Origin of the sequence: Erwinia sp. STN24 (assembly GCF_041320675.1) — a bacterium.
Taxonomy (GTDB): Bacteria; Pseudomonadota; Gammaproteobacteria; order Enterobacterales; family Enterobacteriaceae; genus Erwinia; species Erwinia aeris.
This window is the reverse complement of the sequence record NZ_JBGGPM010000008.1, coordinates 71,837-97,421: the sequence shown is the minus strand read 5'-3', so window position 1 is coordinate 97,421 and position 25,585 is coordinate 71,837. Positions and strand designations below refer to the sequence as shown.

Annotated in this window: 24 protein-coding genes and 1 pseudogene; 16 read left to right on the top strand and 9 right to left on the bottom strand. The window is 57.7% G+C overall.

Annotation, left to right across the window (positions count from 1 at the left end; all coding sequences use genetic code 11):
- Positions 1-18: 18 nt before the first annotated feature.
- The 4 genes from hslV to rraA all read left to right on the top strand — a co-directional run bounded on the left by hslV (position 19) and on the right by rraA (position 3,586).
- A complete protein-coding gene (hslV, locus tag ACA373_RS20300; RefSeq protein WP_012439891.1) occupies positions 19-549 on the top strand; it encodes an ATP-dependent protease subunit HslV in 531 nt (176 codons plus the stop codon).
- 11 nt (positions 550-560) lie between these two features.
- Positions 561-1,892 (top strand): HslU--HslV peptidase ATPase subunit, encoded by a 1,332-nt coding sequence (hslU, locus tag ACA373_RS20295; RefSeq protein ID WP_125290572.1) that lies wholly within the window; start codon positions 561-563, stop codon positions 1,890-1,892.
- A 172-nt stretch (positions 1,893-2,064) separates the two neighbouring features.
- Positions 2,065-2,994 (top strand): 1,4-dihydroxy-2-naphthoate polyprenyltransferase, encoded by a 930-nt coding sequence (locus ACA373_RS20290; protein WP_301252487.1) that lies wholly within the window; start codon positions 2,065-2,067, stop codon positions 2,992-2,994.
- A 106-nt stretch (positions 2,995-3,100) separates the two neighbouring features.
- Entirely contained in the window at positions 3,101-3,586 is a 486-nt protein-coding gene (gene rraA / locus ACA373_RS20285; protein WP_253457093.1) for a ribonuclease E activity regulator RraA, read from the top strand.
- Between the two features lie 96 nt (positions 3,587-3,682).
- On the opposite strand, the gene zapB is transcribed toward rraA, so the two are convergent.
- Positions 3,683-3,922 carry a cell division protein ZapB gene (gene zapB / locus ACA373_RS20280; RefSeq protein WP_125290575.1) on the bottom strand — a complete coding sequence of 80 codons (240 nt, stop codon included), beginning with the start codon at positions 3,920-3,922 and terminating at the stop codon, positions 3,683-3,685.
- Positions 3,912-4,370, bottom strand: a complete 459-nt coding sequence (locus ACA373_RS20275) for a hypothetical protein (protein WP_253457091.1) — start codon at positions 4,368-4,370, stop codon at positions 3,912-3,914. The genes zapB and ACA373_RS20275 overlap by 11 nt, the downstream gene beginning before the upstream one ends.
- Here ACA373_RS20275 and ACA373_RS20270 point away from each other — a divergent pair.
- The 3 genes from ACA373_RS20270 to glpX all read left to right on the top strand — a co-directional run bounded on the left by ACA373_RS20270 (position 4,369) and on the right by glpX (position 7,910).
- A complete protein-coding gene (locus tag ACA373_RS20270; RefSeq protein WP_301252485.1) occupies positions 4,369-5,211 on the top strand; it encodes an MIP/aquaporin family protein in 843 nt (280 codons plus the stop codon). The genes ACA373_RS20275 and ACA373_RS20270 overlap by 2 nt on opposite strands.
- 31 nt (positions 5,212-5,242) lie before the next feature.
- Entirely contained in the window at positions 5,243-6,754 is a 1,512-nt protein-coding gene (gene glpK, locus ACA373_RS20265) for a glycerol kinase GlpK (protein WP_253457085.1), read from the top strand.
- A 145-nt stretch (positions 6,755-6,899) separates the two neighbouring features.
- A complete protein-coding gene (gene glpX, locus ACA373_RS20260) occupies positions 6,900-7,910 on the top strand; it encodes a class II fructose-bisphosphatase (RefSeq protein ID WP_370734997.1) in 1,011 nt (336 codons plus the stop codon).
- 29 nt (positions 7,911-7,939) lie between these two features.
- Here glpX and emrD read toward each other — a convergent pair whose 3' ends face one another.
- Positions 7,940-9,118, bottom strand: a complete 1,179-nt coding sequence (emrD, locus tag ACA373_RS20255; RefSeq protein WP_253457079.1) for a multidrug efflux MFS transporter EmrD — start codon at positions 9,116-9,118, stop codon at positions 7,940-7,942.
- Positions 9,119-9,398: 280 nt separating this feature from the next.
- On the opposite strand from emrD, the gene fpr reads away from it, so the two are divergent.
- Positions 9,399-10,145 carry a ferredoxin--NADP(+) reductase gene (gene fpr / locus ACA373_RS20250; RefSeq protein WP_253457076.1) on the top strand — a complete coding sequence of 249 codons (747 nt, stop codon included), beginning with the start codon at positions 9,399-9,401 and terminating at the stop codon, positions 10,143-10,145.
- Here fpr and ACA373_RS20245 read toward each other — a convergent pair.
- Positions 10,136-10,579: a DUF805 domain-containing protein gene (locus ACA373_RS20245; protein WP_301730963.1), complete on the bottom strand. Its 444-nt coding sequence runs from the start codon at positions 10,577-10,579 to the stop codon at positions 10,136-10,138. The genes fpr and ACA373_RS20245 overlap by 10 nt on opposite strands.
- A 92-nt stretch (positions 10,580-10,671) precedes the next feature.
- On the opposite strand from ACA373_RS20245, the gene ACA373_RS20240 reads away from it, so the two are divergent.
- The 4 genes and pseudogenes from ACA373_RS20240 (at position 10,672) to ACA373_RS20225 (ending at position 16,877) form a co-directional block, all read left to right on the top strand.
- Positions 10,672-11,265: a YiiQ family protein gene (locus tag ACA373_RS20240; RefSeq protein WP_125290582.1), complete on the top strand. Its 594-nt coding sequence runs from the start codon at positions 10,672-10,674 to the stop codon at positions 11,263-11,265.
- 119 nt (positions 11,266-11,384) lie between these two features.
- Positions 11,385-12,152, top strand: a complete 768-nt coding sequence (gene tpiA, locus ACA373_RS20235; RefSeq protein WP_253457069.1) for a triose-phosphate isomerase — start codon at positions 11,385-11,387, stop codon at positions 12,150-12,152.
- Between the two features lie 617 nt (positions 12,153-12,769).
- Positions 12,770-14,326 (top strand): annotated as a pseudogene (mqo, locus tag ACA373_RS20230) (malate dehydrogenase (quinone)); the annotation flags it as partial.
- Positions 14,327-14,477: 151 nt separating this feature from the next.
- Positions 14,478-16,877: a phosphoketolase gene (locus tag ACA373_RS20225; RefSeq protein WP_370734996.1), complete on the top strand. Its 2,400-nt coding sequence runs from the start codon at positions 14,478-14,480 to the stop codon at positions 16,875-16,877.
- 30 nt (positions 16,878-16,907) lie between these two features.
- On the opposite strand, the gene ACA373_RS20220 is transcribed toward ACA373_RS20225, so the two are convergent.
- On the bottom strand, positions 16,908-17,492 hold the full coding sequence (locus ACA373_RS20220; RefSeq protein WP_253457064.1) for a LysE family translocator: 585 nt from the start codon (positions 17,490-17,492) through the stop codon (positions 16,908-16,910).
- A gap of 136 nt (positions 17,493-17,628) precedes the next feature.
- Here ACA373_RS20220 and ACA373_RS20215 point away from each other — a divergent pair, with 136 nt between their 5' ends.
- Entirely contained in the window at positions 17,629-19,086 is a 1,458-nt protein-coding gene (locus ACA373_RS20215) for a PLP-dependent aminotransferase family protein (protein WP_370734995.1), read from the top strand.
- Positions 19,087-19,090: 4 nt separating this feature from the next.
- On the opposite strand, the gene ACA373_RS20210 is transcribed toward ACA373_RS20215, so the two are convergent.
- Positions 19,091-19,714, bottom strand: coding sequence for a glutathione S-transferase family protein (locus tag ACA373_RS20210; RefSeq protein ID WP_253457057.1), 624 nt, complete (start codon positions 19,712-19,714; stop codon positions 19,091-19,093).
- Positions 19,715-19,864: 150 nt separating this feature from the next.
- Here ACA373_RS20210 and ACA373_RS20205 point away from each other — a divergent pair, with 150 nt between their 5' ends.
- The gene (locus ACA373_RS20205; protein WP_370734994.1) at positions 19,865-20,716 is read left to right on the top strand and encodes a PhzF family phenazine biosynthesis protein; all 852 of its coding nucleotides are present in this window, start codon (positions 19,865-19,867) and stop codon (positions 20,714-20,716) included.
- 42 nt (positions 20,717-20,758) lie between these two features.
- Here ACA373_RS20205 and ACA373_RS20200 read toward each other — a convergent pair whose 3' ends face one another.
- Positions 20,759-21,517: an SDR family NAD(P)-dependent oxidoreductase gene (locus ACA373_RS20200; RefSeq protein WP_253457052.1), complete on the bottom strand. Its 759-nt coding sequence runs from the start codon at positions 21,515-21,517 to the stop codon at positions 20,759-20,761.
- Positions 21,518-21,632: 115 nt separating this feature from the next.
- Here ACA373_RS20200 and ACA373_RS20195 point away from each other — a divergent pair, with 115 nt between their 5' ends.
- Both ACA373_RS20195 and yhjD read left to right on the top strand, forming a co-directional pair.
- The gene (locus ACA373_RS20195; protein WP_253457048.1) at positions 21,633-22,532 is read left to right on the top strand and encodes a LysR family transcriptional regulator; all 900 of its coding nucleotides are present in this window, start codon (positions 21,633-21,635) and stop codon (positions 22,530-22,532) included.
- Between the two features lie 56 nt (positions 22,533-22,588).
- Positions 22,589-23,584 carry an inner membrane protein YhjD gene (gene yhjD / locus ACA373_RS20190; RefSeq protein ID WP_253457045.1) on the top strand — a complete coding sequence of 332 codons (996 nt, stop codon included), beginning with the start codon at positions 22,589-22,591 and terminating at the stop codon, positions 23,582-23,584.
- Between the two features lie 6 nt (positions 23,585-23,590).
- Here yhjD and ACA373_RS20185 read toward each other — a convergent pair whose 3' ends face one another.
- Complete coding sequence (locus tag ACA373_RS20185; protein WP_253457043.1) at positions 23,591-24,349, bottom strand: CDP-diacylglycerol diphosphatase; 759 nt, start codon at positions 24,347-24,349, stop codon at positions 23,591-23,593.
- A gap of 197 nt (positions 24,350-24,546) precedes the next feature.
- The gene (locus tag ACA373_RS20180; RefSeq protein ID WP_301252471.1) at positions 24,547-25,539 is read right to left on the bottom strand and encodes a sulfate ABC transporter substrate-binding protein; all 993 of its coding nucleotides are present in this window, start codon (positions 25,537-25,539) and stop codon (positions 24,547-24,549) included.
- Between the last annotated feature and the right edge of the window lie 46 nt (positions 25,540-25,585).

The window sequence follows — 25,585 nt, the reverse complement described above, 5'->3', positions numbered from 1 at the left end:
GTAACAAGGGGTCTGCCCGTGACAACAATTGTAAGTGTACGACGCAACGGCCAGGTAGTAATTGGCGGTGATGGCCAGGCTACGCTCGGCAACACCGTAATGAAAGGCAACGTCAAAAAAGTGCGTCGTCTTTATAATGACAAGGTCATTGCTGGTTTTGCCGGTGGCACAGCAGATGCCTTTACGCTGTTTGAGCTGTTCGAACGCAAGCTGGAGATGCATCAGGGCCATCTGGTGAAGGCGGCGGTCGAACTGGCCAAAGACTGGCGTACCGATCGGATGCTGCGCAAGCTGGAAGCCCTGCTGGCCGTAGCTGACGAAAACGCCTCGCTGATCATCACCGGCAACGGCGACGTGATCCAGCCGGAAAACGATCTGATCGCCATCGGTTCTGGCGGCCCGTACGCACAGGCTGCCGCTCGTGCGCTGCTGGAAAACACCGACATTGGCGCGCGCGACATCGTGGAAAAAGCGCTGGGTATTGCAGGCGATATCTGCATCTATACCAACCACAATCTTACTATCGAAGAATTATCGTCTAAAGCGTAAGGACCCTGATTATGTCTGAAATGACCCCGCGCGAAATCGTCAGCGAACTGGACAGATTTATTATCGGCCAGGACGGCGCCAAGCGCGCTGTTGCCATCGCCCTGCGCAACCGCTGGCGCCGTATGCAGCTCGACGAAGAGCTGCGCCACGAAGTGACGCCTAAAAATATTCTGATGATTGGCCCGACCGGCGTAGGTAAAACCGAAATCGCCCGTCGCCTGGCCAAGCTGGCGAATGCGCCTTTTATTAAGGTGGAAGCGACTAAGTTCACCGAAGTGGGCTATGTAGGTAAAGAAGTGGATTCTATCATCCGCGATCTGACCGATTCCGCGATCAAAATGGTGCGCTCGCAGGCGATTGAGAAAAACCGCTATCGCGCCGAAGAGATGGCCGAAGAACGCATTCTCGACGTGCTGATCCCACCGGCGAAAAACAACTGGGGCCAGCCGGAAGCCGCTGCCGAGCCGTCTGCTGCCCGCCAGTCTTTCCGCAAAAAGCTGCGCGAAGGCCAGCTGGACGATAAAGAGATCGAAATCGATCTGGCCGCCGCGCCAATGGGTGTCGAGATCATGGCGCCTCCGGGTATGGAAGAGATGACCAGCCAGCTGCAGTCGATGTTCCAGAACATCGGCGGCCAGAAGCAGAAGCCGCGTAAGCTGCCGATCAAAGAAGCGATGAAGCTGCTGATCGAGGAAGAAGCCGCCAAACTGGTCAATCCGGAAGAGTTAAAGCAGGAAGCGATCGACGCGGTCGAGCAGCACGGCATCGTGTTTATCGACGAAATCGACAAGGTCTGTAAGCGTGGCGAAAGCTCCGGCCCGGACGTTTCCCGCGAAGGCGTACAGCGCGACCTGCTGCCGCTGGTGGAAGGCTGCACCGTTTCCACCAAGCACGGTATGGTGAAAACCGACCACATTCTGTTTATCGCTTCCGGCGCGTTCCAGGTCGCCAGCCCTTCCGATCTGATCCCGGAACTGCAGGGTCGTCTGCCGATCCGCGTTGAGCTACAGGCGCTGACCACGCACGACTTTGAGCGCATCCTGACCGAGCCAAGCGCGTCCGTCACCGTGCAGTACAAGGCGCTGATGAAGACCGAAGGCGTGGATATCCACTTTACGGAAGACGGCATCAGCCGCATCGCTGCCGCAGCCTGGCAGGTGAACGAAACCGCTGAGAACATCGGCGCGCGTCGTCTGCATACCGTGCTGGAGCGCCTGATGGAAGAGATTTCCTACGACGCCAGCGACCGCAACGGCGAGTCGATCACCATCGATGCCGATTACGTTGGTAAACATCTGGACGAGCTGGTAGCGGACGAAGATCTCAGCCGCTTTATTCTGTAATCTTCCACGCTCGCGCCTTTTTAAACCCCGTCGCTTACGCGCGGGGTTTTTCTTTGTCCGCCGCATCTGCTTTCCCGCCCAATTCCTGACGTGGATTAATTCTCCGCGTGCAGACAGCCAGTAAACTGGTCGCTTTCCGGCATTCATCCTCTTTCAGCAAAGGCCCAGCCTGATGAGCGACAATATCTCTGCAGTTCCGGCTTTTACCTCTTTCCGCGCATGGCTGGAAAGCCTGCGCTTACGTACGCTGCCTTTAGCCTGCGCGTCAGTGATTACCGGCTCGGCGCTGGCCTGGCGTGAGGGACATTTCGATCCGGCCGTCGCGCTGCTGACGCTGCTGACCACGGCGCTGCTGCAAATTTTGTCCAATCTGGCCAACGACTATGGCGATGCGGTAAAAGGCAGCGACACGCCCGATCGCCTCGGCCCGCTACGCGGCATGCAGAAAGGGCTGATCGGCCTGAAGCAGATGCGCTTTGCGCTGACGCTGACGGTTGCGCTGACGCTGATCGCGGGCGTAACGCTGGTGGTACGCGCCTGTCAGAGCCTCGGCGATATGCTCGGCTTTCTGGCGCTGGGCGCGCTGGCCATCGTCGCCGCCATCGCCTATACGGTAGGGAAAAAACCTTACGGCTATCTTGGGCTGGGCGATCTTTCTGTGCTGGTTTTCTTTGGCTGGCTGGGCGTGGTGGGCAGCTTTTATCTGCAAACGCACGGTCTGCATCTGTTGGCTTTTCTGCCCGCGACCGGCTGCGGCCTGCTGGCGGTCGCCGTGCTCAACGTCAATAACATGCGCGATATCGACAGCGATCGGCGGAACGGTAAATTCACCCTGGCCGTACGGCTCGGCGCCTGTAACGCGCGCTATTACCATGCCATGCTGCTTTCCGGCGCGCTGTTTTGCTTTGGCCTGTATGCCAAACTGGCGATGCTGGACGCGTCGGGCTGGCTGTTTTTGCTCAGCGCGCCGCTGTTGTTCGGCCAGGCACGCTTTGTTATCAAACATACCGCCGCCGCCGCTATGCGGCCCGTGCTGGAGAAAACGGTAAAAGCGACGCTGCTGGTTAATCTGCTTTTCGCCATTGGTCTGGCGATGAACTAATCGCGATGTCCCTGACCTGCCGCAATTTTTAACAACTGATGATTTTGCCAACAACCGCCAGAAAGCGATATACTTAGTCTCCCTGTGGCGAACAGATGAACCCCTTATGAAATACGATACTTCCGAACTCTGCGACATCTATCATGAAGATGTGAACGTGGTTGAACCGCTCTTTTCAAACTTTGGTGGCCGCACCTCGTTTGGCGGGCAAATCACCACGGTGAAATGTTTTGAAGATAACGGGCTTCTGTATGATCTGCTGGAAGAAAACGGACGCGGGCGCGTGCTGCTGGTAGACGGCGGCGGCTCTGTACGGCGCGCGCTGGTCGATGCGGCGCTGGCTCGCCTGGCGTTGCAAAACGAATGGGAAGGGTTGGTGGTCTACGGCTCCGTGCGCCAGGTAGACGACCTGGAAGAGCTGGATATCGGCATTCAGGCGATTGCGGCTATCCCGGCTGGCGCCGCTGGCGAAGGCATTGGCGAAAGCGACGTGCGCGTCAATTTTGGCGGCGTGACCTTCTTTTCAGGCGACCATCTTTATGCCGACAATACCGGTATTATCCTTTCCGAAGATCCGCTGGATATCGAATAGCAAACCTTATCCTTCCAGAAGATCCACCGGCTGGCATATAGCAAAAACGGGTGCTGACTGGCACCCGTTCTTTTACCGCCTGCCGTCAAACCTGACTCAGACTTCTTCCATTTTTCCCAACAGCGCACGCAGACGCTCCTGCCAGACATGCTGCTCCTCTTTCAGGTGCTGGTTTTCACGCACCAGGGATTCGCTGTTGCCCGCGGCCTGCTGAACCTGCTGATTCAGGTTGTTGTTCTGCTCTTTCAGCTCTTCAATTTCCATCTGCAGCAGCGTGATAGTATCAATCGCCTGCTGTACTTTTGCTTCCAGTTTCTCGAACACTTCAAATGACATCGTAAATGACCTCTCCTAATCGCAAGGCGTTGATGTTGCAGACGCGGCGCGATCGACACTGGCCGACCCGCTGCGGCTCACAACGATGTTCCGATTGTATGTAGAGCGGCCCGCCAAGTCCAGCAACGAACCTGCTACGGCGCAGAGAGCCGCGTTTTTCAGCGCAGACCTGGTGTTTGTAACATTTACCCGCGATCCCTGCGCGGGTATTGTTAACAAATTGCAACATGAAATGGAAAACGAAAGCCAAAAGCCGCAGGAAAATTCCGTTAAAAGACGCGAAAACGCTCATTTTTTTGAAGCAGCACACAACTTTTGATTTCGCTATTTCTCGTTTATGCTCGTTAACGATAAATTCACAACAACCCCACACAAGATTGGGGCGACTCAGGGAAAGAGAAAAAAAAGCCGTACACCATTTAACCTCGCCTTCAGGAACCAACATCATGAGCCAGACAACCACCACCCTTAAAGGGCAGTGCATCGCCGAGTTTCTCGGCGTCGGCACGATTATTTTCTTTGGTGCCGGCTGCGTCGCGGCGGCAAAGGTAGCAGGCGCGGTACTCGGCCTGTGGGAAATCAGCATCATCTGGGGGATCGCCGTTGCCATGGCGGTTTACCTGAGCGCGGCCATTTCCGGAGCGCATTTGAACCCGGCCGTGACCCTGGCGCTTTGCCTGTTTGGCAACTTCGAAGGCCGTAAAGTTATTCCTTATATTGTGGCGCAGGTGGCAGGCGCCTTCTGCTCCGCCGCGCTGGTTTATGCGCTCTACCATAACCTGTTTCTGGACTACGAGCAGACGCACCATATGGTGCGCGGCAGCGTCGAGAGCCTGGATTTGGCCGGTATTTTCTCTACCTACCCTAATCCGCATATCAGCGTTGGCCAGGCTTTCCTGGTTGAAGCCGTGATCACTGCCGTGATGATGGGGCTGATTATGGCGCTGACCGACGACGGCAACGGCCTGCCACGCGGCCCGATGGCTCCGCTGCTGATCGGCCTGCTTATCGCGGTTATCGGCGGTGCAATGGGCCCGTTGACCGGCTTCGCCCTGAACCCGGCCCGTGATTTCGGGCCCAAGATCTTTGCCTGGCTGGCCGGTTGGGGTAACGTTGCTTTCACCGGCGCCCGCGATATTCCTTATTTCCTCGTGCCAATTTTTGGCCCGATTGTTGGCGCCTGCGTGGGTGCATTCGGCTACCGCTCTCTGATCGCCCGTAACCTGCCTGGCGCAGCTGCGGTAAAGAAGCCAGAGACGATAGCGCGTGCTGAACAGCGTAAAGCGTAAGTGCTAACCCTTTACACATCAGGAAGGATTTATGACTACAGATAAAAAATATATCGTCGCGCTGGATCAGGGCACAACCAGCTCCCGCGCCGTGGTGCTGGATCACGACTCCAACATTGTTGCGGTTTCCCAGCGCGAATTTCAGCAAATTTATCCTAAGACCGGCTGGGTCGAACACGATCCGATGGACATCTGGGCGTCGCAAAGCTCCACGCTGGTGGAAGTGCTGGCCCACGCCGATATCCGTTCGGACGAGATAGCCGCCATTGGCATCACCAACCAGCGTGAAACCGCTATCGTCTGGGACAAAGAGACCGGCAAGCCGATCTATAACGCTATCGTCTGGCAGGATCCGCGCACCGCCGACTACTGCGCCCGACTGAAAAAAGAGGGGCTGGAAGAGTATATTCAGCACACTACCGGGCTGGTGATTAACCCTTACTTCTCCGGCACCAAGGTTAAATGGATCCTGGATCACGTTGAAGGCTCGCGCGAGCGGGCAAAGCGCGGCGAGCTGCTGTTCGGCACCGTCGATTCCTGGCTGGTATGGAAAATGACGCAGGGACGGGTGCACATCACCGATTACACCAACGCCTCGCGTACCATGATGTTCAACATCCACAAGCTGGAGTGGGATCAGCGCATGCTGGATATCCTGGATATCCCGCGTGAAATGCTGCCGGAAGTGAAGTCTTCTTCCGAAGTCTACGGCCAGACCAATATCGGCGGTAAAGGCGGCACGCGTATCCCTATCGCCGGTATCGCGGGCGACCAGCAGGCGGCGCTGTATGGCCAGCTTTGCGTTCAGCCGGGCATGGCGAAAAACACCTACGGTACCGGCTGCTTTATGCTGATGAACACGGGCACGGAAGCGGTCACCTCCACTAACGGCCTGCTGACCACTATCGCCTGCGGCCCGCGCGGCGAAGTCAACTATGCGCTGGAAGGCGCGGTATTTATCGGCGGCGCGTCTATCCAGTGGCTGCGTGACGAGATGAAGCTAATCGGTGACGCCACCGATTCCGAATACTTCGCCACCAAGGTGAAAGACAGCAACGGCGTGTATATGGTGCCGGCCTTTACCGGCCTGGGCGCGCCTTACTGGGACCCGTATGCGCGCGGCGCTATCTTCGGCCTGACGCGCGGCGCGAACGCGAACCATATTATTCGCGCCACGCTGGAATCTATCGCCTTCCAGACCCGCGACGTGCTGGAAGCCATGCAGAATGACTCCAACACCCGCCTGCAGTCTCTGCGTGTCGATGGCGGCGCGGTAGCCAACAACTTCCTGATGCAGTTCCAGTCCGATATCCTGGGCACCCGCGTCGAACGCCCGGAAGTATTGGAAGTAACCGCGCTGGGTTCCGCCTATCTGGCGGGGCTGGCGGTCGGCTTCTGGAAAGATTTGGATGAAGTCCGTGCCAAGGCCGTCATTGAACGCGAATTCCGTCCGAGCATCGAAACCACCGAGCGTAACTATCGTTATGCAGGCTGGAAGAAAGCCGTTTCCCGCGCTCAGGCATGGGAAGACCACGAAGAGTAACGTCTTCTCGCCCGCAGTCGCCACGGCTGCGGGCATCTGTTCCGCCCCTCCTCCCTGATGTTCAGAACCCGGCGATAAGAATGCTGGCGTTTTTCCTCCCCGCCATGCCAGACTTCCTGCTTCATTACTTTGCGTAAGGCCCATTATGAAACGAGAACTCGCTATTGAATTTTCACGCGTAACGGAAGCGGCAGCGCTGGCTGGCTATAAATGGCTGGGGCGCGGCGACAAGAACGCGGCCGACGGCGCTGCGGTGCACGCCATGCGTATCATGCTGAATAAAGTCGATATCGATGGGCAAATCGTCATCGGCGAAGGCGAGATCGACGAAGCACCGATGCTGTACATTGGCGAAAAAGTGGGTAGCGGCCAGGGCGATGCGGTGGATATCGCGGTCGATCCTATTGAAGGCACGCGCATGACCGCCATGGGCCAGGCCAACGCGCTGGCCGTGCTGGCCGTTGGCGATAAAGGCACCTTTCTGAACGCGCCCGATATGTATATGGAAAAGCTGGCGGTTGGCCCTGGCGCGAAAGGCGCTATCGATCTGGCGTTGCCGCTGGCGGAAAACCTGCGAAATATCGCGCGGGCGCTGCAAAAACCGCTGACGGAGCTGACCGTCACCGTTCTTGCCAAGCCGCGCCATGACGGCGTGATTGCCGAGATGCAGCAGCTGGGCGTGCGAATTTTTGCCTTTCCCGACGGCGACGTCGCCGCCTCTATCCTGACCTGTATGCCGGACAGCGAAGTGGACGTGCTGTATGGCATCGGCGGCGCACCGGAAGGCGTGGTTTCGGCGGCGGTGATCCGCGCGCTGGATGGTGATATGCAGGGACGCCTGCTGCCGCGTCACGCGGTCAAAGGCGATACGCCGGAAAACCGCGCGCTGGGTGAACAGGAGCTGCAACGCTGTCGGGCAATGGGTATTGAAGCCGGAAAGGTGCTGGCGCTGGCCGACATGGCGCGCAACGATAACGTTATTTTCTCCGCAACCGGCATCACCAGCGGCGATCTGCTGAAAGGCATTACGCGCGAGGGCAACGTCGCCACCACCGAAACGCTGCTGGTGCGCGGCAAATCGCGCACTATCCGCCGCATCCAGTCCATTCACTATCTGGATCGTAAGGACGCGAGCCTGCATCAATATATTCTGTAGGATGTTTACGGGCCGTTTGGCCCGTTACTTCATACCGCGTGCATCTCCGGCCTTTTCGACAAGGGTAGCCAGCACAGCAGGATCAGCAGCGCCATGGCGAACATCAGCATTCCCAGGCTGAACTGGCCGTTCTGCGGCAGCAGCGCCGACAGCCAGGCCGCCAGGCCCGATCCCAGGTTTTGCAGGCCGCCCAACAGCGCGCCCGCCGTACCGGCCATATAGGGCCACGGCTCCATGGCGCCCGTGGTCGCCAGGGGAAACAGCATGCCCGCGCCGAAGAAAAACAGCGCGGCAGGCGCCACCAGCGTCCAGATGGTCATCACGCCGAACCAGGCCGGGATCCACATCAGCGCGCCAGCCAGCAGGCAGCTATTGACCGACCACCACATCAGCTGCTGAAAAGGCTTATTGTCGCGACCGGCAAACCACGCGCCGAAAAACGCCGCCGGGATCGGCAGAATAAACAGCAGGCTGACCGTGAGGCTGTTGAGTCCCAGCACGCCGCCCATCAGCACGCCGCAGCTGGCTTCAAACACGGCGATGCCGCCCAGCGCGCCCATCAGCATAATCAGATAGCGCACAAAGGTGCTGTCAGCCAGCAGCGGCTTATAGCGTGAAAAAAGCGCGCGTTTTTCCAACGGCGCGGGACGCGTTTCCGGCAGCCAGCGCAGCATTGCCGTGCCCACGCCCAGGCAGAGCAGCAGCAGAAAAATAAAGCAGGCGTGCCAGCCAAACAGATGAGTCAGCAGCGCGCCAATCACCGGCGCAACCAGCGGACTGACCAGAATGCCCATATTCAGCAGGCTGTTGGCCTGCCGCAGCGCGCCGCCCGCATACAGATCGCGCGGCATGGTGCGAGCCATTACGCCCGCCACGCCCGTTCCCAGCCCCTGAATGGCGCTGCCCAGCACCAGCAGATCGAAGGTCGGCGCGCCGAGCGCGACCAGTGAACCGATCATAAAAATAGTTAATCCGCCCAGGATAACCGGACGCCGCCCGATATTATCCGACAGCGGGCCATACAGCAGCTGCGAGCCGCCGTAGGTCATCAGATACGCGGCCATCACGCGCTGCACCACGCCGTCGCGCACGCCAAAATCCTGCGCAATGGTCGCCATCGCCGGGACATAAATGGTTTGCGCCATCTGACCGACGGCCACCAGCGCGATCAGCATCACCAGCAAATGCCCGTTTGCAATTTTCTTCATTTTATCAGCACAATTTATCGGCTAAATCGCCATTAAACAGAACGATTGGCCAGGAAGGGTTTTCGATAGCGAGGAAAATATCAGGAACGCATGACAAAGCGAGAGGGCAAGGAAAAATGGTCTTTAATTAAGTGTCAGCAAAAGCGTTCAGCGGCGTAAATGAAACTGTACGTCGGATGCCGGATTTGTCGATATGAGCTTTGCGCAACACGGAGGCTGGCAAAAAAGCCGTTCCGTAGCGAAGATAGGCTATTCAACCGTTTTGACTAAGGAGCGCACTATGGCCGAGTGGGTCAACGCCACAGTACAGCAGGTGCAGGACTGGACGGAGAGCCTGTTCAGCATTACCGTCACCGCGCCCATCGATCCCTTTATTGCCGGACAGTTCGCCAAGCTGGCGCTGGAAGTCGACGGCGAACGCGTGCAGCGCGCCTACTCTTTTGTGAACGCCCCCAGCAACGCCAACCTGGAGTTCTACCTGGTGACGGTGCCGGAAGGCAAATTAAGCCCGCGACTTCATGCATTGCAGCCGGGCCAGAAGCTGATGATCACCAAAGAATCCGCCGGTTTTTTTGTGATAGATGAAATCCCCGAGTGCAAAACGCTGTGGATGCTGGCGACCGGGACGGCTATCGGCCCCTATCTTTCTATCCTGCAGGAAGGCAAAGGGCTGGCGCGTTTTGAGCATATCGTTCTCGTCCATGCCGTCCGCTACGCGCAGGACCTGAGCTATCTGCCGCTGATGCAGGCGCTGGAGCAGCGCTATCAGGGACAGCTACGTATTCAGACGGTGGTCAGCCGCGAAGCGGCCGAGGGGTCGCTGACCGGCCGCGTGCCCGCGCTGATAGAGCGTGGCGAGCTGGAAGCCGCCGTCGGGCTGCCCATGACGGCAGAAGAGAGCCATATCATGCTGTGCGGCAACCCGCAGATGGTCAGAGACACCCAGCAGCTGCTGAAAGAGACGCGCGACATGCGCAAGCACCTGAAACGTAAGCCTGGCCATATCACCAGCGAACACTACTGGTAATCGGGCGTCCGACGGCCAAAATAGTTCACCTGCAACGTCGTTTTGCCGAAGCGGTTGGCGCCCTTGCTGCCGCTGAACACGCCCAGCTCCAGGCTCATGGTCACCAGGATCAGCGTGGGAATAAAGCGCCCCAGCGTCCACTGCCAGGTGGCGGGCAGCGCCGACCAGTTCCCTGCCAGCAGCATCCACGCCACGATCAGCAGCAAAGCCCAGGCGGCCGATTTGTTACGGTCGTGCAGACGTTTCACCACCACGGCGCTGGACGGCCACAGCAGGCTGACCACGCAGAAGGCGGCGGTCTGCGTGCTGATCCAGCCTCGCGCGGCCAGGGTAAACAGCACGGTCAGCAGCACCAGCCACAGCGTCAGCCAAATCCACAGATCGCGCCGCCCCAGCCTGCCACGCCAGGAAAAACACCACGCTTGTAAGGTCATTTTTTCTTCCTCAGAACAGCGTCAGGCTTTGACTTTGCCGGTCATTGTCCGTTTTAATCTTGCGTTAACTGCATTAGTTAGAGCGACAGATAATGAATAAAGCGTTGTTCACGGGTTTTACGTTACTGGTCTGGCTGAGTACCGCGCCCGTTCGGGCCGAAGCCGATCCTCAGGAGCGTGCTGAACATATGCCTACAGCGCCCTATCTTCTGGCGGGTGCGCCGACCTTTGATATGACTATCGGCCAGTTTCGCGAAAAGTATAATGCTATCAATCCAAAGTTACAGATTGCTGAATACCGGGCGACGGACAGCCGCGGTGATAAAAGTAATTTGACCCGTGCCGCCAGCAAGATCAATGAAAATCTCTACTCTTCTACCGCGCTGGAACAGGGAACCGGAAAGATCAAAACGTTACAGATTACCTGGCTGCCGGTGCCCGGCCCGGAAGAGAAAGCCGCACGGGATAAAGCGCTGGCCTATATGATTGCGCTGACGCGGTTTTTTGAACCGACGCTGACTCAGGAACAGAGTCAGAAGCGGCTGGACGATCTGCTGAGTAAAGGGAAAGGCTCGCGCTACTATGCCCAGGCGGAAGGCGCGCTGCGCTACGTGGTGGCCGACAACGGCGAAAAAGGGCTGACCTTCGCCATCGAGCCGGTAAAACTCGCCCTGAACGGCAGCTAACCGGGTTTAAAAATGACGAAAAGCAAAGCTCTGAAGGGCTTTGATCTCTATACTGTCCGGCAGACAACGCTGCTGAGGCAGGGTAATTAAACCGTATCGCGCTAAGCGTGGAGGATAGAATGCGACATCCGTTAGTAATGGGTAACTGGAAACTGAACGGCAGCAAACACATGGTCAACGAGCTGATTGCCGGTCTGCGTAATGAGCTGAGCGCCGTCGATGGCTGCGGCGTAGCCATTGCCCCTCCAACGATTTATCTGGATCTGGCGAAGCACGCCAGCTCGGGTAGCCATATCGTGCTTGGCGCGCAGAACGTGGACGTTAACCTGTCTGGCGCGTTCACCGGCGAAGTATCCGCCGAGATGCTGAAAGACGTAGGCGCGAAATACATCATTATCGGCCACTCCGAGCGTCGCACTTATCATAAAGAGAGCGACGAGCTGATTGCCAAAAAATTCGCGGTGCTGAAAACGGCCGGTCTGATCCCGGTACTGTGCATTGGCGAAACCGAAGCGGAAAACGAAGCGGGTAAAACCGAAGAAGTTTGCGCACGCCAGATTGACGCCGTGCTGGAAACCCAGGGCGCTGACGCGTTCAACGGCGTGGTCATTGCCTATGAGCCAGTCTGGGCTATCGGCACCGGCAAATCCGCTACCCCTGCACAGGCCCAGGCCGTGCATAAATTTATCCGTGACCATATCGCCAAAAAAGATGCCGCTGTCGCAGAACAGGTCATTATCCAGTACGGCGGTTCCGTTAACGATAAGAATGCGGCCGAGCTGTTTGCCCAACCGGATATCGACGGCGCGCTGGTTGGCGGCGCATCGCTGAAAGCGGATGCTTTCGCGGTAATCGTTAAGGCTGCCGCAGCGGCTAAAAAAGCCTGACGCTGCCGATAAAGCACAGTGCCTGTTCCGTCCGGCAGCATGCCGGACGTATCAATCTGTGACGCCTGTTCCGCCCGTGCGGAGCAGGCATTTTTTTGCCCGGCCTGCGCGGAGGTTTTTTAAATCGGCCTGTCCGCACGGAGATATCCACCCTCATTTTACCCGCCACGCGGCTGAATCGTCCGCCGGCCTTTCCCACTTAACAATCAGTTAACATTTAATAACAACTAAATTCTCTGCGATCTTCCCTGCTCACGCCTGCTTTTCAGGCTTTACCTGCCTGCTTTTTGCACAACCCCATCCGAAGAAAACCAAATTATCCTTATGAAAATTAATAATAAATAACCGCTAACTCTCTTTGCCGTTTCGCTGAAGCAGCCTCTGGTATTACTTCCTCTAATTTTGTTTGATTATTCATTCTCATTTTTAATCTTTAAACAATTTTTTAATTGCTACGTAACAATGGTATATTTCCACAACGCTTAACGCGCGTTAATCATCCGTTTTTGTGATGGAAGCGCACTGTACTCAGCGAAGCGGCTACCACGGTCCGAAAGAGATCGCGCCGTTTCACCTGCTCACCATGTTGATTTATCAACATACGGAGAAGTCGCCTCATGCCAAAATTAGCAGGACTTCTGGCCGCTATGGGCTCTGCGAAAGCCGCTACGGCAGATGAAGAAAAAGATGTATTACTGATCGGCGGAGGTGCGATGAGCGCTACGCTTGGCACCTGGTTGCAGGCTCTGGAACCCGAGTGGCGCATCAGTATGATCGAACGCCTGGACAGCGTGGCTGAAGAAAGCTCCAACGGCTGGAACAACGCCGGTACCGGGCATGCCGCGCTGGCCGAAATGAACTATACGCCGCAGAAAGAAGACGGCTCGGTCGATATCAAAAAAGCCGTCGAGATCAACGAAGCGTTTCAGATCTCGCGCCAGTTCTGGTCCCATCTGGTCCAGAAAGGCGTCCTGCGCAATCCACGCAGCTTTATCAACACCGTTCCCCATATGAGCTTTGTCTGGGGCGACGACAACGTGGCGTTCCTGAAGAAACGCTTTACGGCGCTGCAGAAAAGCTCGCTGTTCCGCGGTATGGAGTATTCAGAAGACCCGGAGCAAATCAGGGCGTGGGCACCGCTGCTGATGGAAGGACGTGACGACAAAGATCGCGTTGCCGCCACGCGCATCACCACCGGCACCGACGTGAACTTCGGCGAAATCACGCGCCAGATGGTGGCATCGCTACAGAAAAACCAGCATTTTTCGCTGGAAACCGCCCATGAGGTTCGCGGCTTTAAGCGCAACGGCGACGGCAGCTGGAACGTGACCGTGGCCGATTTGAAAAACAACGGCCGCCGGAAAACCATCCGCGCGAAATATATCTTTATCGGCGCGGGCGGCGCGGCGCTGACGCTGCTCCAGCAGACCGGTATTCCAGAAGCCAGAGAATATGCGGGCTTCCCGGTCGGCGGCGAGTTCCTGGTAAGCGAAAACCCGGAGATCGTGAAGCGCCATCTGGCCAAAGTGTACGGCAAAGCTTCCGTTGGCGCGCCGCCGATGTCCGTGCCGCATCTGGATACGCGGATGCTGGATGGCAAGCAGGTGCTGCTGTTCGGGCCGTTTGCCACCTTCTCGACGAAGTTCCTGAAGCAAGGCTCGCTGTGGGATATGTTCGGCTCCATGACCTCGTCGAACTTTAAGCCAATGGTGCACGTCGGGCTGGATAACTTTAACCTGGTGAAATACCTGATTGGCCAGGTCATGCTGACCGATGACGATCGCTGCCAGGCGCTGCGGGATTATTTCCCGGAGGCGAGAAAAGAGGACTGGCGTCGCGTTAAGGCGGGCCAGCGCGTACAGATTATCAAGAAAGACGCGCAGAAAGGCGGCGTGCTGAAGCTGGGCACGGAGGTCGTCACGTCGCAGGACGGCACCATCTCCGCGCTGCTGGGCGCCTCGCCGGGTGCTTCCACGGCCGCGCCTATTATGATCGATCTGATGAGCAAAGTGTTCGCTGAGCAAATGGCGACGTCGGCATGGCAGGCGAAGCTGAAAGCGATTGTGCCCTCTTACGGCCAGAAGCTGAACGGCAACGTGGCGGCAACCGAGCACCAGCTGGCGGAAACCAGCCGCGTTTTGCAGCTCGACTACACGCCGTTTACCGCGGCCAATGACGAAGCGGCGGTGGCCGCAGCCGTAATCGGTAAATAGTAAAGCCTGAAGGCGGGATCTCCCGCCTTTTTTACGCGCGCATTTTGCCGCTTCCTGCACAACTCCTCCAGGCGTCTATGCTTTTAGCTGACTCATTTAAAAGGAGCAGCTGATGGACACCTCTTCACCCCATTCCGCTACCGAGACTGAATTAGCGCTGCTTGACCGTTACTGGCGCGCCGCTAACTATCTTTCGGTCGGGCAGATTTACCTGATGGCTAATCCTCTGCTGCGCGAGCCGCTGCAGCCTGAACATATCAAGCCTCGTCTGCTGGGGCACTGGGGAACCACGCCGGGCCTGAACTTTATCTATGCGCACCTGAACCGCATTATTCGCCAGCGCGATCTCAACCTGCTTTATATCTGCGGCCCCGGCCACGGCGGGCCAGGCATGGTCGCCAATACCTGGCTGGAAGGCACCTACAGCGAAATCTACCCAAAAGTCAGCGCGGACGCGCAGGGCATGCAGCATCTTTTCCGCCAGTTTTCGTTTCCCGGCGGCATTCCCAGCCACGCGGCGCCGGAAACGCCCGGCTCCATCCATGAAGGCGGCGAGCTGGGCTATTCGCTGGTGCACGCCTTTGGCGCGGCTTTCGATCATCCGGATCTTATCGTGCCCTGCGTGATCGGCGATGGCGAAGCGGAAACCGGCCCGCTGGCGGCCAGCTGGCACGGCACTAAGTTTTTAAACGCCGCGCGGGACGGCGCCGTGCTGCCGATCCTGCATCTGAACGGCTACAAAATTGCCAATCCTACGCTGCTTGGCCGCAGCAGCGATGAAGATCTGCGGCAGCTGTTCGCTGGTTACGGCTATGAACCGCTGTTTGTCAGCGGCGACGACCCGCAAAAAATGCACCGTCTGATGGCCGACACGCTGGATCGTGCTTTCGATCGCATCCGTGACTTCCAGCAGCAGGCGCGTCAGGGCCACACCGGCGACAGCGTACCGGCATGGCCGATGATTATTCTGCGCAGCCCGAAAGGCTGGACCGGCCCAAAAACGGTGGACGGCAAAAAGGTGGAAGGATTCTGGCGCGCGCATCAGGTGCCGGTTTCCGAATGTCGGGAAAACGACGAGCATCGCCAGCTGTTACAAAACTGGCTGCAAAGCTACCGGCCTGACGATCTGTTTGATGAACAAGGCAGGCTTAAACCCGAATTGCAGGCGCTGGCGCCACAGGGCGAAAAGCGCATGGGCGCGACGCCTTACGCCAACGGCGGCCGGCTGCGCAAGCCGTTAAAAACGCGGGATATTCGGGAATTTGCGGTAAAAATCGATAAGCCTGGCGACACGCAGGAGCAGTCTACCGCCGTGCTGGCGAGCTATCTGAGCGCTATCTTCCGCGATAACCCTGATAACTTCCGCCTGTTCGGCCCGGACGAAACCGCCTCTAACCGGCTGAGCAAGGTTTTTGACGTCACTAATCGCACCTGGATGGAGGCGATCCGCGATTACGACGAGCAGCTGGCGCCGGATGGGCGGGTAATGGAAATCCTCAGCGAGCATCAGTGTCAGGGCTGGCTGGAAGGCTATCTGTTAACCGGTCGCCACGGCCTGTTCAACTGCTACGAAGCCTTTATTCATATTATCGATTCGATGTTCAACCAGCACGCCAAGTGGCTGAAGGTGTCCCGCAAGCTGCCGTGGCGCGAGCCGATCGCCTCGCTTAACTATCTGCTTTCCTCGCACGTCTGGCGACAGGATCACAACGGCTACAGCCATCAGGATCCCGGTTTTATCGATCACGTTATCAACAAGAAAGCCGATATTGTTCGCGTTTATCTGCCGCCGGATGCCAATACTCTGCTGTGGGTCGGCGATCACTGCCTGAAAACCTGGGACCGCATTAACGTGATCATCGCCGGCAAGCAGCCGGAGCCGCAGTGGCTGAGCATGGATGAGGCTATCGCGCACTGTGAGAAAGGCATGGGCATCTGGCCTTGGGCAGGCAACGAGAAGCCAGGCAAACAGCCGGACGTGGTAATGGCCTGCGCGGGCGACGTGCCGACGATGGAAACGCTGGCGGCCGTCGATCTGTTGCGGCAATATCTGCCCGATCTGTCGGTTCGCGTCGTTAACGTGGTGGATTTAATGGCTTTGCAAATCCGCGACCAGCATCCGCACGGGCTGGAAGAGCAGGATTTTGATGCGATCTTTACGCGCGACAGGCCGGTGGTGTTCGCTTTCCACGGCTATCCGGCGCTGATCCATCGCCTGGCCTACCAGCGCAATAATCATCCGAATTTCCACGTCAGAGGCTTTAACGAAGAAGGCACCACCACCACGCCTTTCGATATGACGGTGCTGAACGAGCTGGATCGTTACCATCTGGCGCAGGAAGCGATCCTGCGCGTGCCCGGTCTGCAGGAGAAAGCCGCCGACGTGCTGGACAAGCTTCAGGAGAAGCTGGCGGCTCATCACGCCTGGGTGCGTGAATACGGCGAGGATATCCCGGAAGTACGGGACTGGAAGTGGCCGTCGCAGGAAGGCGGCGGCGAAGTCGGAGACTAAAACAGAAGGCGGCCTTCGGGCCGCCCTTTTTTATGGCTTTAACACCTCTGCCAGCATCCAGCCGATGGTGGCCACCAGCGACAGCGCCATCACGCTGTTAAAGGCCCGCAGCTTCCACGCCACCTGCAAATGCCTGCCCAATCTGTCGCCCATCATCGCCCAGACCAAAATGCAGGGCAGATTCAGCGCGGCGAAACCGCTCATGATCGGCAGGATGCCGCTGCTGGCGGAATAGATCAGCGCTACGTTGGTGGCCATCAGCCAGGCCTTTGGATTGACCACCTGAAACAGCGCGCTGCCCAGCAGCGTCAGCGGCCTCGCTTTTTCCCGCAGTTCCGGCGCGCCCGCGCGGAAAATCTTCCATGACAGCCACAACAGATAGGCACAGCCCAGCAGTGTTAAAGGCAGGCGAATGGCGCTCATCCACAGCAGCAGGCTGTCCAGCAGCAGCGCGGCGATCGCTATCTGCAAGGCGCAGCCCAGCGTGATGCCGAACATCATCGGCACGGTGCGGCGCATCCCGAAGTTAACGCCGGAAGTGGCAAGCATCAGATTGTTCGGCCCAGGCGTGATCGACATAACGGTAACGTAGCTGAAAAAAGAGGGATCGAGCATGGCCGCTCTCCTGCAAGTGAATGAGAAGAACATGGTAAGGCGTCTGCGATGATGGTAACAGATTCAGAAATCCACTATTGTTATGAGCACAATCCTTGTTATCGATTAACTGTACCCATTAGCCGGAGACGTGACTGTGTCCATTATCGATCCGCAAGAGCAGACGCTGTATCACCAGCTGGCCGAAACGCTGGCGGAAGCCATTCACAACGGCACCTGGCTGCCGGGTAGCCGCCTTCCCGCCGTGCGCCGCTGCGCCGCTATCCATCAGGTCAGCGTTAACACCGTGCTGACGGCCTATCGGCTACTGGAAGATCGCGGACTGATCGAAGCGCGTCCCCAGTCCGGCTACTATGTCCGGGGCGTTCTGCCTTCGTTAAGGGCGCGCAACGGCCACCAGTCACAGGTGCGCACGCCCGGCAGCGAGAAGCTCGATTTGATCGATACCGTCTTTGCGGCGCAAAACCATCCGGACTATATCAACCTTTCGCTGGCCTGCCCGCAAAACAGCGATTTCTTTCCGACGGCGAAAATCAGCCGCATTATGGCTTCGCTGCTGCGGCGCGAACCTGGGCTGATCGGCCGCTACGCGCTGCCGCCGGGAAGCCAGCGTCTGCGTCGTGAAATCGCCCGGCGCGTAGCGGATTTGGGCATGATGCTCACCGCCGAAGATATTACGCTGACGCACGGCTGTATGGAGGCGCTACAGCTGGCTCTGCGCGCCGTCACCAGGCCCGGCGACTGCATCGGGCTGGAAACGCCCACCTATTTCTACCTCTTCCCTCTGGTGGCGAGCCTGGGCCTGAAGGTGCTGGAGCTGCCTACCGATCCGCAGCACGGTCTGTCGCTGGACGCGCTGGAGCTGGTGCTGCGTGAGCAGCGCATTCAGGCGCTGGTAGCCATGCCGACGGTACAAAATCCGCTGGGCTGCACCATGCGGCTGGAGGATAAAAAGCGGCTGGCGAAGCTGGTTAACCATTATCAGGTGCCGCTGATCGAGGATGGGCTTTATGACGAGCTGCAATTCTGCTGGCCGCTGTCGCCAGCGGTAAAGGCTTTCGATACGGATGGCTGGGTGCTGCACTGCGCCAGCTTCACTAAAACGGTGGCGCCCGATTTTCACGTTGGCTGGATAGCGGCGGGACGTTTTTCCCAGGCGCTGGCGCGGCTTAAGTCGGTTTCTTCCCTGACGGAATCAAAATTGCTGAGCGAAACGCTTGGGCTGTTTCTGGAATCCGGCGGCTACGATCGTCATCTTCGCACCATGCGTCGCCGCTATGCCACGTTAATGGATGAGGCGCGCGGCCTGATCGCCCGGCATTTCCCGCAGGGCACCAGAGCGACGCTGCCCAGCGGCGGCTTTATCTTTTGGGTCGAGCTGCCGGGCCAGATCGACTGCATCGATCTGTTCCACCGCCTGCTGCAGGAGAAAATCTGCCTGACGCCGGGCGCGCTCTATACGCTGAGCGACCGCTGCAACAGCGCGATCCGGCTGACCTGCTGCTACCACTTTGACGAACGCTATACCTGGGCACTGAAGCGCACCGGCGAGCTGGCCTGCGAGATGAGCGGCATCCCGCCCGGCATAGCCTGAGCCGTTACGGCATCCCGTTGCGTCCCCAGTGCGCGTAGCCCTTACGCTTCGTCAGGCGCTCGTAGTAGGCGCGCACCGCCGCCAGCTCGGGATGCTCCATCGGCGTTTCATACCAGCGGTTCACCGACAGCCCAATCGGGATATCGGCCAGCGAGAACGCGTCGCCCGCGACAAAAGCGCCGGTTTTTTCCAGCTGCTGATTAAGAATAGCCATCGTGTAGTTCCAGCCTTTACAGGCGGCGGCCAGCAGGCGCGGATCCTGATGGGCGGGGGAATGCCGCACCAGCGACATAAACGCATAGCGCCAGGAAGTATTCAGTTCGGTGGCCTGCCAGTCAATCCACTGATCGACCCGTCCACGCGCGCGCGGTTCCTGTGGGTAGAGCCAGCCGCCTTCATAAGCGTTCGCCAGATAGCGAATGATGGCGTTGGACTCCCATAATATAAAATCGCCTTCCTGAATAACCGGCATTAATGCGTTGGGATTAAGCGCCCTGAATTCGGCCTCCTGAGGCGATCTGGCGCCTTCGCCCCACTCTTCGCGTGCAGAGGCGATACCCAGTTCCTCACAGGCCCACAGGACTTTACGGACGTTGATAGACGATGCACGCCCCAGTATTTTCAGCATATTTCCGTCACTTTTTTGTTCGGGTTTAGGCTACCTGTTACAGCGTGAACTGATAACGGCGCTCCTTAACCTGAAAATAGCACCTCTTCAGCACCCCGACCGGGAAAATTCCTGATATTGTCAAAGAAAATTAATGGAAAGGAGAGACAGATGACGCAGCTACGTGCTTTTAAACAGGTTGATGTTTTTACCTCTTCGCCCTTAAACGGCAACCCGCTGGCGGTGATCATGGCGGCCGAGGATCTCAGCACAGAACAGATGCAGGCCGTGGCCCGCTGGACGCATTTATCGGAAACCACCTTTGTTCTGCCGGCAACCGACGAGGCCGCCGATTACCGGGTGCGTATCTTTACGCCGGACGGCGAACTGCCGTTCGCTGGCCACCCAACGCTCGGTACGGCCCATGCGCTGCTGGAATCCGGTATTAGCCTGAAGAAGCCGGGCCAGATTGTGCAGCAGTGCGAGCTGGGGCTGGTAAAGGTTAAGATTGCCGACGACGGCGCGCTGGCTTTTGCCGCCCCGGAGGCGACGCTGACGGAATTTAACGAGGCGCCGCTGGGCAGCGCGTTAAACACCGATGCGATAGAAACCCGTCTGCCGGTAATGATTGCGGATATGGGCATTCGTTTTCTGCTGGTACCAATGGTTTCCGCCGAAGCGGTGCTGGCGATCAAACCCAACGTTACGGAATTTGAACGGCTGCTGAAAAAAGCCCGCGTGACCGGCGTGATGCCGTTTGGCCCTTTGCAGGGCGCAGCGGAACAGTATGAGGTGCGCGGCCTGCTGATGGAGCACGGCTCGCTGTGCGAAGATCCCGTGACCGGCAGCGCCAACGCCTGTCTCGCCCGCTACCTGCAGGCGCAGGGCGTGGAGCTGGATTACCGCGTGCGTCAGGGCACGGCCTTACAGCGCGCCGGTCGCCTGAGCGTCAGCTGGGCGTCGGGCACAGCCTGGATTGGCGGCCAGACGGTCACGGTCATAGACGGCACTATCCGTCTTTGAGGCTAAAGCCGGGAGGCGCGACGATTCCCGGCCTGAAACGCCTCAGAGAAACATGCCGCCGGACGCCTCGATGCGCTGTCCGGTGATCCAGGCGCTTTCGTCACTGAACAACATGGCGATCGCCTTGCCGATATCGTCCGGCAGCCCCACGCGACCCAGCGCCGTGACGGAAGAGATAAACGCATTAATTTGCGGATTGTCGCGTACTCGCCCATCGCTGAAGTCCGTTGCGATAGCGCCGGGTGCCAGGATATTGACGCGAATGCCCCGCGCCGCCAGCTCTTTCGCCTGATAGCGCGTTAACACTTCCATCGCACCTTTTACCGCCGCATACGCTCCGGAGCCAGGCTGGCTGAAACGCGTCAGGCCGCTGGAGACATTAAGGATATGCCCACCGTCGGCTATCAGCGGCAGCAGCTGCTGCGTCAGAAAAAACGGCCCTTTAAAATGGACGTTAACCAAAGCCTCGAGCTGCGCTTCCGTGGTCGACGCAAAAGGCTCATGCAGCGCCGTGCCTGCGTTGTTTAATAAATAATCAAAGCTGTCACGCTGCCAGATCGCTTTTAGCTGTTTTTGCACTTCGCTGACAAAGCCGGGAAAGGCCTGACTGTCGCCGACGTCCAGCTGTAGCGCGACGCCACGGGCGCCCAGCGCTTCAATTTCCTTAACGACCGCCTGCGCCTCCTGTTCTTTACTGCGCCAGGTAAAAATCACGTCAACGCCCTTTTCAGCCAGCTTCAGCGCACCGTTTCTGCCTAAACCCCGGCTGCCGCCGGTAATAACCGCAATTTTATGGCTCATTTCTCGCTCCGTAGGTTCCGCTGTGGATAAAAAACAGGATATTGCTCGCAAAGCGATCTATAAATGGTCCTGGCTACGCATCACTGTTTCGTTATAAGCAACAATGGGCGGATAAATGGATAAAATTCACGCAATGCAGGTTTTCGTCAGGGTCGCTGAACTTCAGAGCTTCACCCGCGCTGCCGACAGCATGGGATTGCCTAAAGGCAGCCTGTCGCGGCAGCTGCAATCGCTGGAAAACGCGATGGGCGTGCGGCTGCTGCACCGCACCACGCGGCGCGTCCAGCTGACGCAGGACGGCCTGATCTATTACGAACGCTGCCGCGACGTGCTGGCGACGCTGGATGAAATGGATTCGCTGTTCCAGCACGATCCCGCCACGCTAAGCGGCAAGCTGCGGGTGGATATGCCCATCAGCATGGCGTGCGACTATATCCTGCCGCTGCTGCCGGATTTTATGCAGCACTATCCCGGCATCGAACTGGAGCTGAGCAGCAGCGACAGACGCGTGGACGTGGTGCGGGAAGGCTTTGACTGCGTGGTGCGCGTCGGCGTGCTGGAAAGTTCCGGCCTGATCGCCAGGCCTTTGGGTAAGCTGACGCTGATTAACTGCGCCAGCCCTGACTATCTGGCGCGTTTTGGTACGCCGGCCACGCCGGACGATCTCGTCTCGCACGCGATGGTGCACTACAGCCAGCAGATTGGCGTGCAGCCGACGGGCTTTGAATACTTTGACGGTAAAAATAGCCGCTATATTCAAACCGGTGGAACGGTAACCGTTAACAGCACGGAAACCTATCGCGCCGCCTGTCTGGCCGGCCTGGGCATTATTCAGGTGCCGGAACGCGGCGTAAAACAGGCGCTGACCGAGCGAAAGCTGGTCGAGATCCTGCCGCATTTTCGCGCCGAACCGATGCCCGTTTCGCTGATTTATCCCCATCGCCGCAACCTGACGCGTCGGGTTCAGGTCTTTATGGAATGGCTGACCCAGGCAATGAAAAACTACGTTGCCTGAGCGTCCGGCTATAATTTGTTTTACGCCATGCACTTGAAGGATATGAAGAAGGATCCATGAAGGAAAATAAACCCGAAGAGAAAAAAGCGGAAAAGCCGCTGATTAATATCAAAACCGGCAATCAAACCGTTGATAAGTCGATTACGCGCGTTTCCCGTCTGGTAAGCTGGTTTCAGGCTATTCCGGCGGTGGCGCATTTTATCCGCGCCGGGGAGCGCTTTACCGACCGCATGGGCAGCCAGTTTGGCGCGGCGATCACCTATTTTTCTTTTCTTTCGCTGATCCCCATTCTGATGGTGTCGTTTGCGGGTGTGGGTTTCGTACTCGCTTCCAATCAGGATCTGCTGACGGATTTGATCGACAGAATGGTTAACAGCATCAGCGATCCTACGCTGGCCACTACGCTGAAAAACAGCGTGAAAACGGCCGTCGAGCAGCGCACTACCGTGGGGATCACCGGCCTGCTGGTGGCGCTCTATTCCGGCATCAGCTGGATGGGCAACCTGCGCGAAGCCGTCCGCGCGCAGTCGCGCGACGTCTGGGAACGTAACCAGCAGGATAAAGAAAAGATTTACTTCAAATACACCCGCGATTTTATCTCGCTGATAGGCCTGGTGCTGGCGCTGTTTATTACCATCATGCTGACTTCGGTCGCTGGCGCGGCGCAGGACGCCATCGTGCGGGCGCTGGGGCTGGACGGTATCGAATGGCTGCGCCCGGCGATGACCACCATTGCCCTGACCATCTCTATCCTGGCGAACTATTTGCTGTTTCTGTGGATTTTCTGGCGCCTGCCGCGCCACCAGCCGCGTAAAAAGGCGCTGTTCCGCGGGACGCTGCTCGCCGCTATCGGCTTTGAGGTGATTAAAGCCATTATGACCATGACGTTGCCGAAGCTGGCTTCTTCACCTTCCGGCGCGGCGTTCGGCTCCGTGCTTGGCCTGATGGCTTTCTTCTACTTTTTCGCGCGTCTGACGCTGTTCTGCGCCGCCTGGATAGCCACGGCGGAATATGCGGATGATGAGCCGGAGCAGGCTAATACTCCGGTCTGATAACAATCAGGATGACGGCTGCAAAATAGCGCAGCTGTGATCCTGAAGCTCTTCCGCCGAACCCCGGTTCAGCAGCAGCAGATTGCGCTTAATCACCATCAGCACCCGCCGCCCGCCCGGCATTGCCGCCACCGCGATACCGTATTTCCCCATCTCCTCACGCGCGCCCGGCAGCTCGTTTGCAATGCGGACAAACGGACTGGTTTTTTTCAGTTCGTCACGGCTCACTATCCTGATCTGATACTCATGCTTACCCAACTGCGCCGACTGCCATTTCTCGCTTAGCGAGCTGTTCAGGCTGTCCAGCCGCCGCCGGATATCCGGACGCAGGCAGGAGATATGAATATGCAGCTGATTTTGCGTTCTGCCGCGCTGCGAGTTAATGCTTAACGCTACCGCGCTGTCGTCTACCGGCGAGCCGCGACGCTCTTCCATATAGTGACGCGCGTGCCAGGCCTCGGCAAAATAGTTAGGAGCAAAAGGATTAAGCAGCTCCGGACTTTCGATACCGGCAAGCTTTTTCACGGGCATTAACAGGAACTGTAGCGGCCCTTCCCGATCTTTCATCACCACGTAGCCGTTGCGCAAATCTACAATGCGGCAGGGCGCCGGATCGTTGTTTTGTTGCTGATTGGGTACGCACTGCTGGCTGACGATATTCCATAATGCATTGGCATTGTGTTTAAAACTGAGCGCCTTGCAGCCTGCAATAACAGCCACGGACGCCACGATGCCCATAATCAGGACACGCGTTCCTCCCTGCATGACAACAACCTCTGCGCGTTAAATTGCGCATAATGTAAACGAATCGTTGCTAAAGGTCATGCTAAATAATCAACACGCGTGACTATTTGGCGGAAGCTTTTTGGAATCAGCAGGATATAACGAAGAAAACAAAAGCCAGTCGGATGACTGGCTTCTGACTGATGACAAACTCACCCTCTGTCAGCATTCTGAAGATATTAACGCTGCATGGCTTTGTCGTAGGTGCCGCCATCCGCAAAATGCGTTTTCTGCGCTTTGGCCCAGCCGCCGAACTTAGGATCGTCGATGGTAAACAGCTTCACCGGCGCGAATTTGTCGGCATATTTTTTCGCCACTGCCGGATCGCGCGGACGATAATAGTTTTGCGCCGCGATATCCTGACCTTCCGGCGAATAAAGGTATTTCAGGTAGGCATCGGCCACTTTACGGGTATCGCGCTCGTCGACCACTTTATCCACAACGGATACCGTCGGCTCGGCCAGAATCGACTCGCTCGGCGTCACAATCTCAAACTGGTCTTTGCCAAGCTTGTTGACGGCCAGGTAAGCTTCGTTTTCCCACGCGATCAGCACGTCGCCGATGCCGCGTTCAACAAAAGTATTGGTTGCGCCGCGTGCGCCGGAATCCTGTACTTCAACATTCTTAAACAGCGCCTTGATATAGGCCAGCGCCTTGTCGTTGTCGCCGTTGTTTTTGTCCAGCGCCCAGCCCCAGGCAGCCAGATAGTTCCAGCGCGCGCCGCCAGAGGTTTTTGGGTTTGGCGTGATCACGGAAACGCCAGGCTTCGTCAAATCCTGCCAGTCGTGGATCTGTTTTGGGTTGCCCTTGCGGACCAGGAACACAATGGTGGAAGTATAAGGGGCGGAGTTTTCCGGCAAACGCTTGATCCAGTTTTTGTCGATGCGTCCGCGCTCGGCAATAGCGTCCACGTCGGAAGCCAGCGCCAGCGTCACCACATCGGCGCGAATGCCGTTAATCACGGAGGTCGCCTGCTTGCCGGAGCCGCCATGCGACTGACGGATCACCACGTTATCGCCTGTTTCCTGCTTATAGTGCGCGCTGAAAGCTTTGTTGTACTGCTCGTAAAGCTCACGGGTAGGATCGTAAGAGACGTTTAACAGCTGGATATCTTTTGCCAGAACACTGGTTGAAGCCAGCAGCAGGGTTAATCCGATGCTCCACTTTTTCATTATGCGCGCTCCCAAAGGTTTTTTCTGGCAGAGAGCGTGACACAAA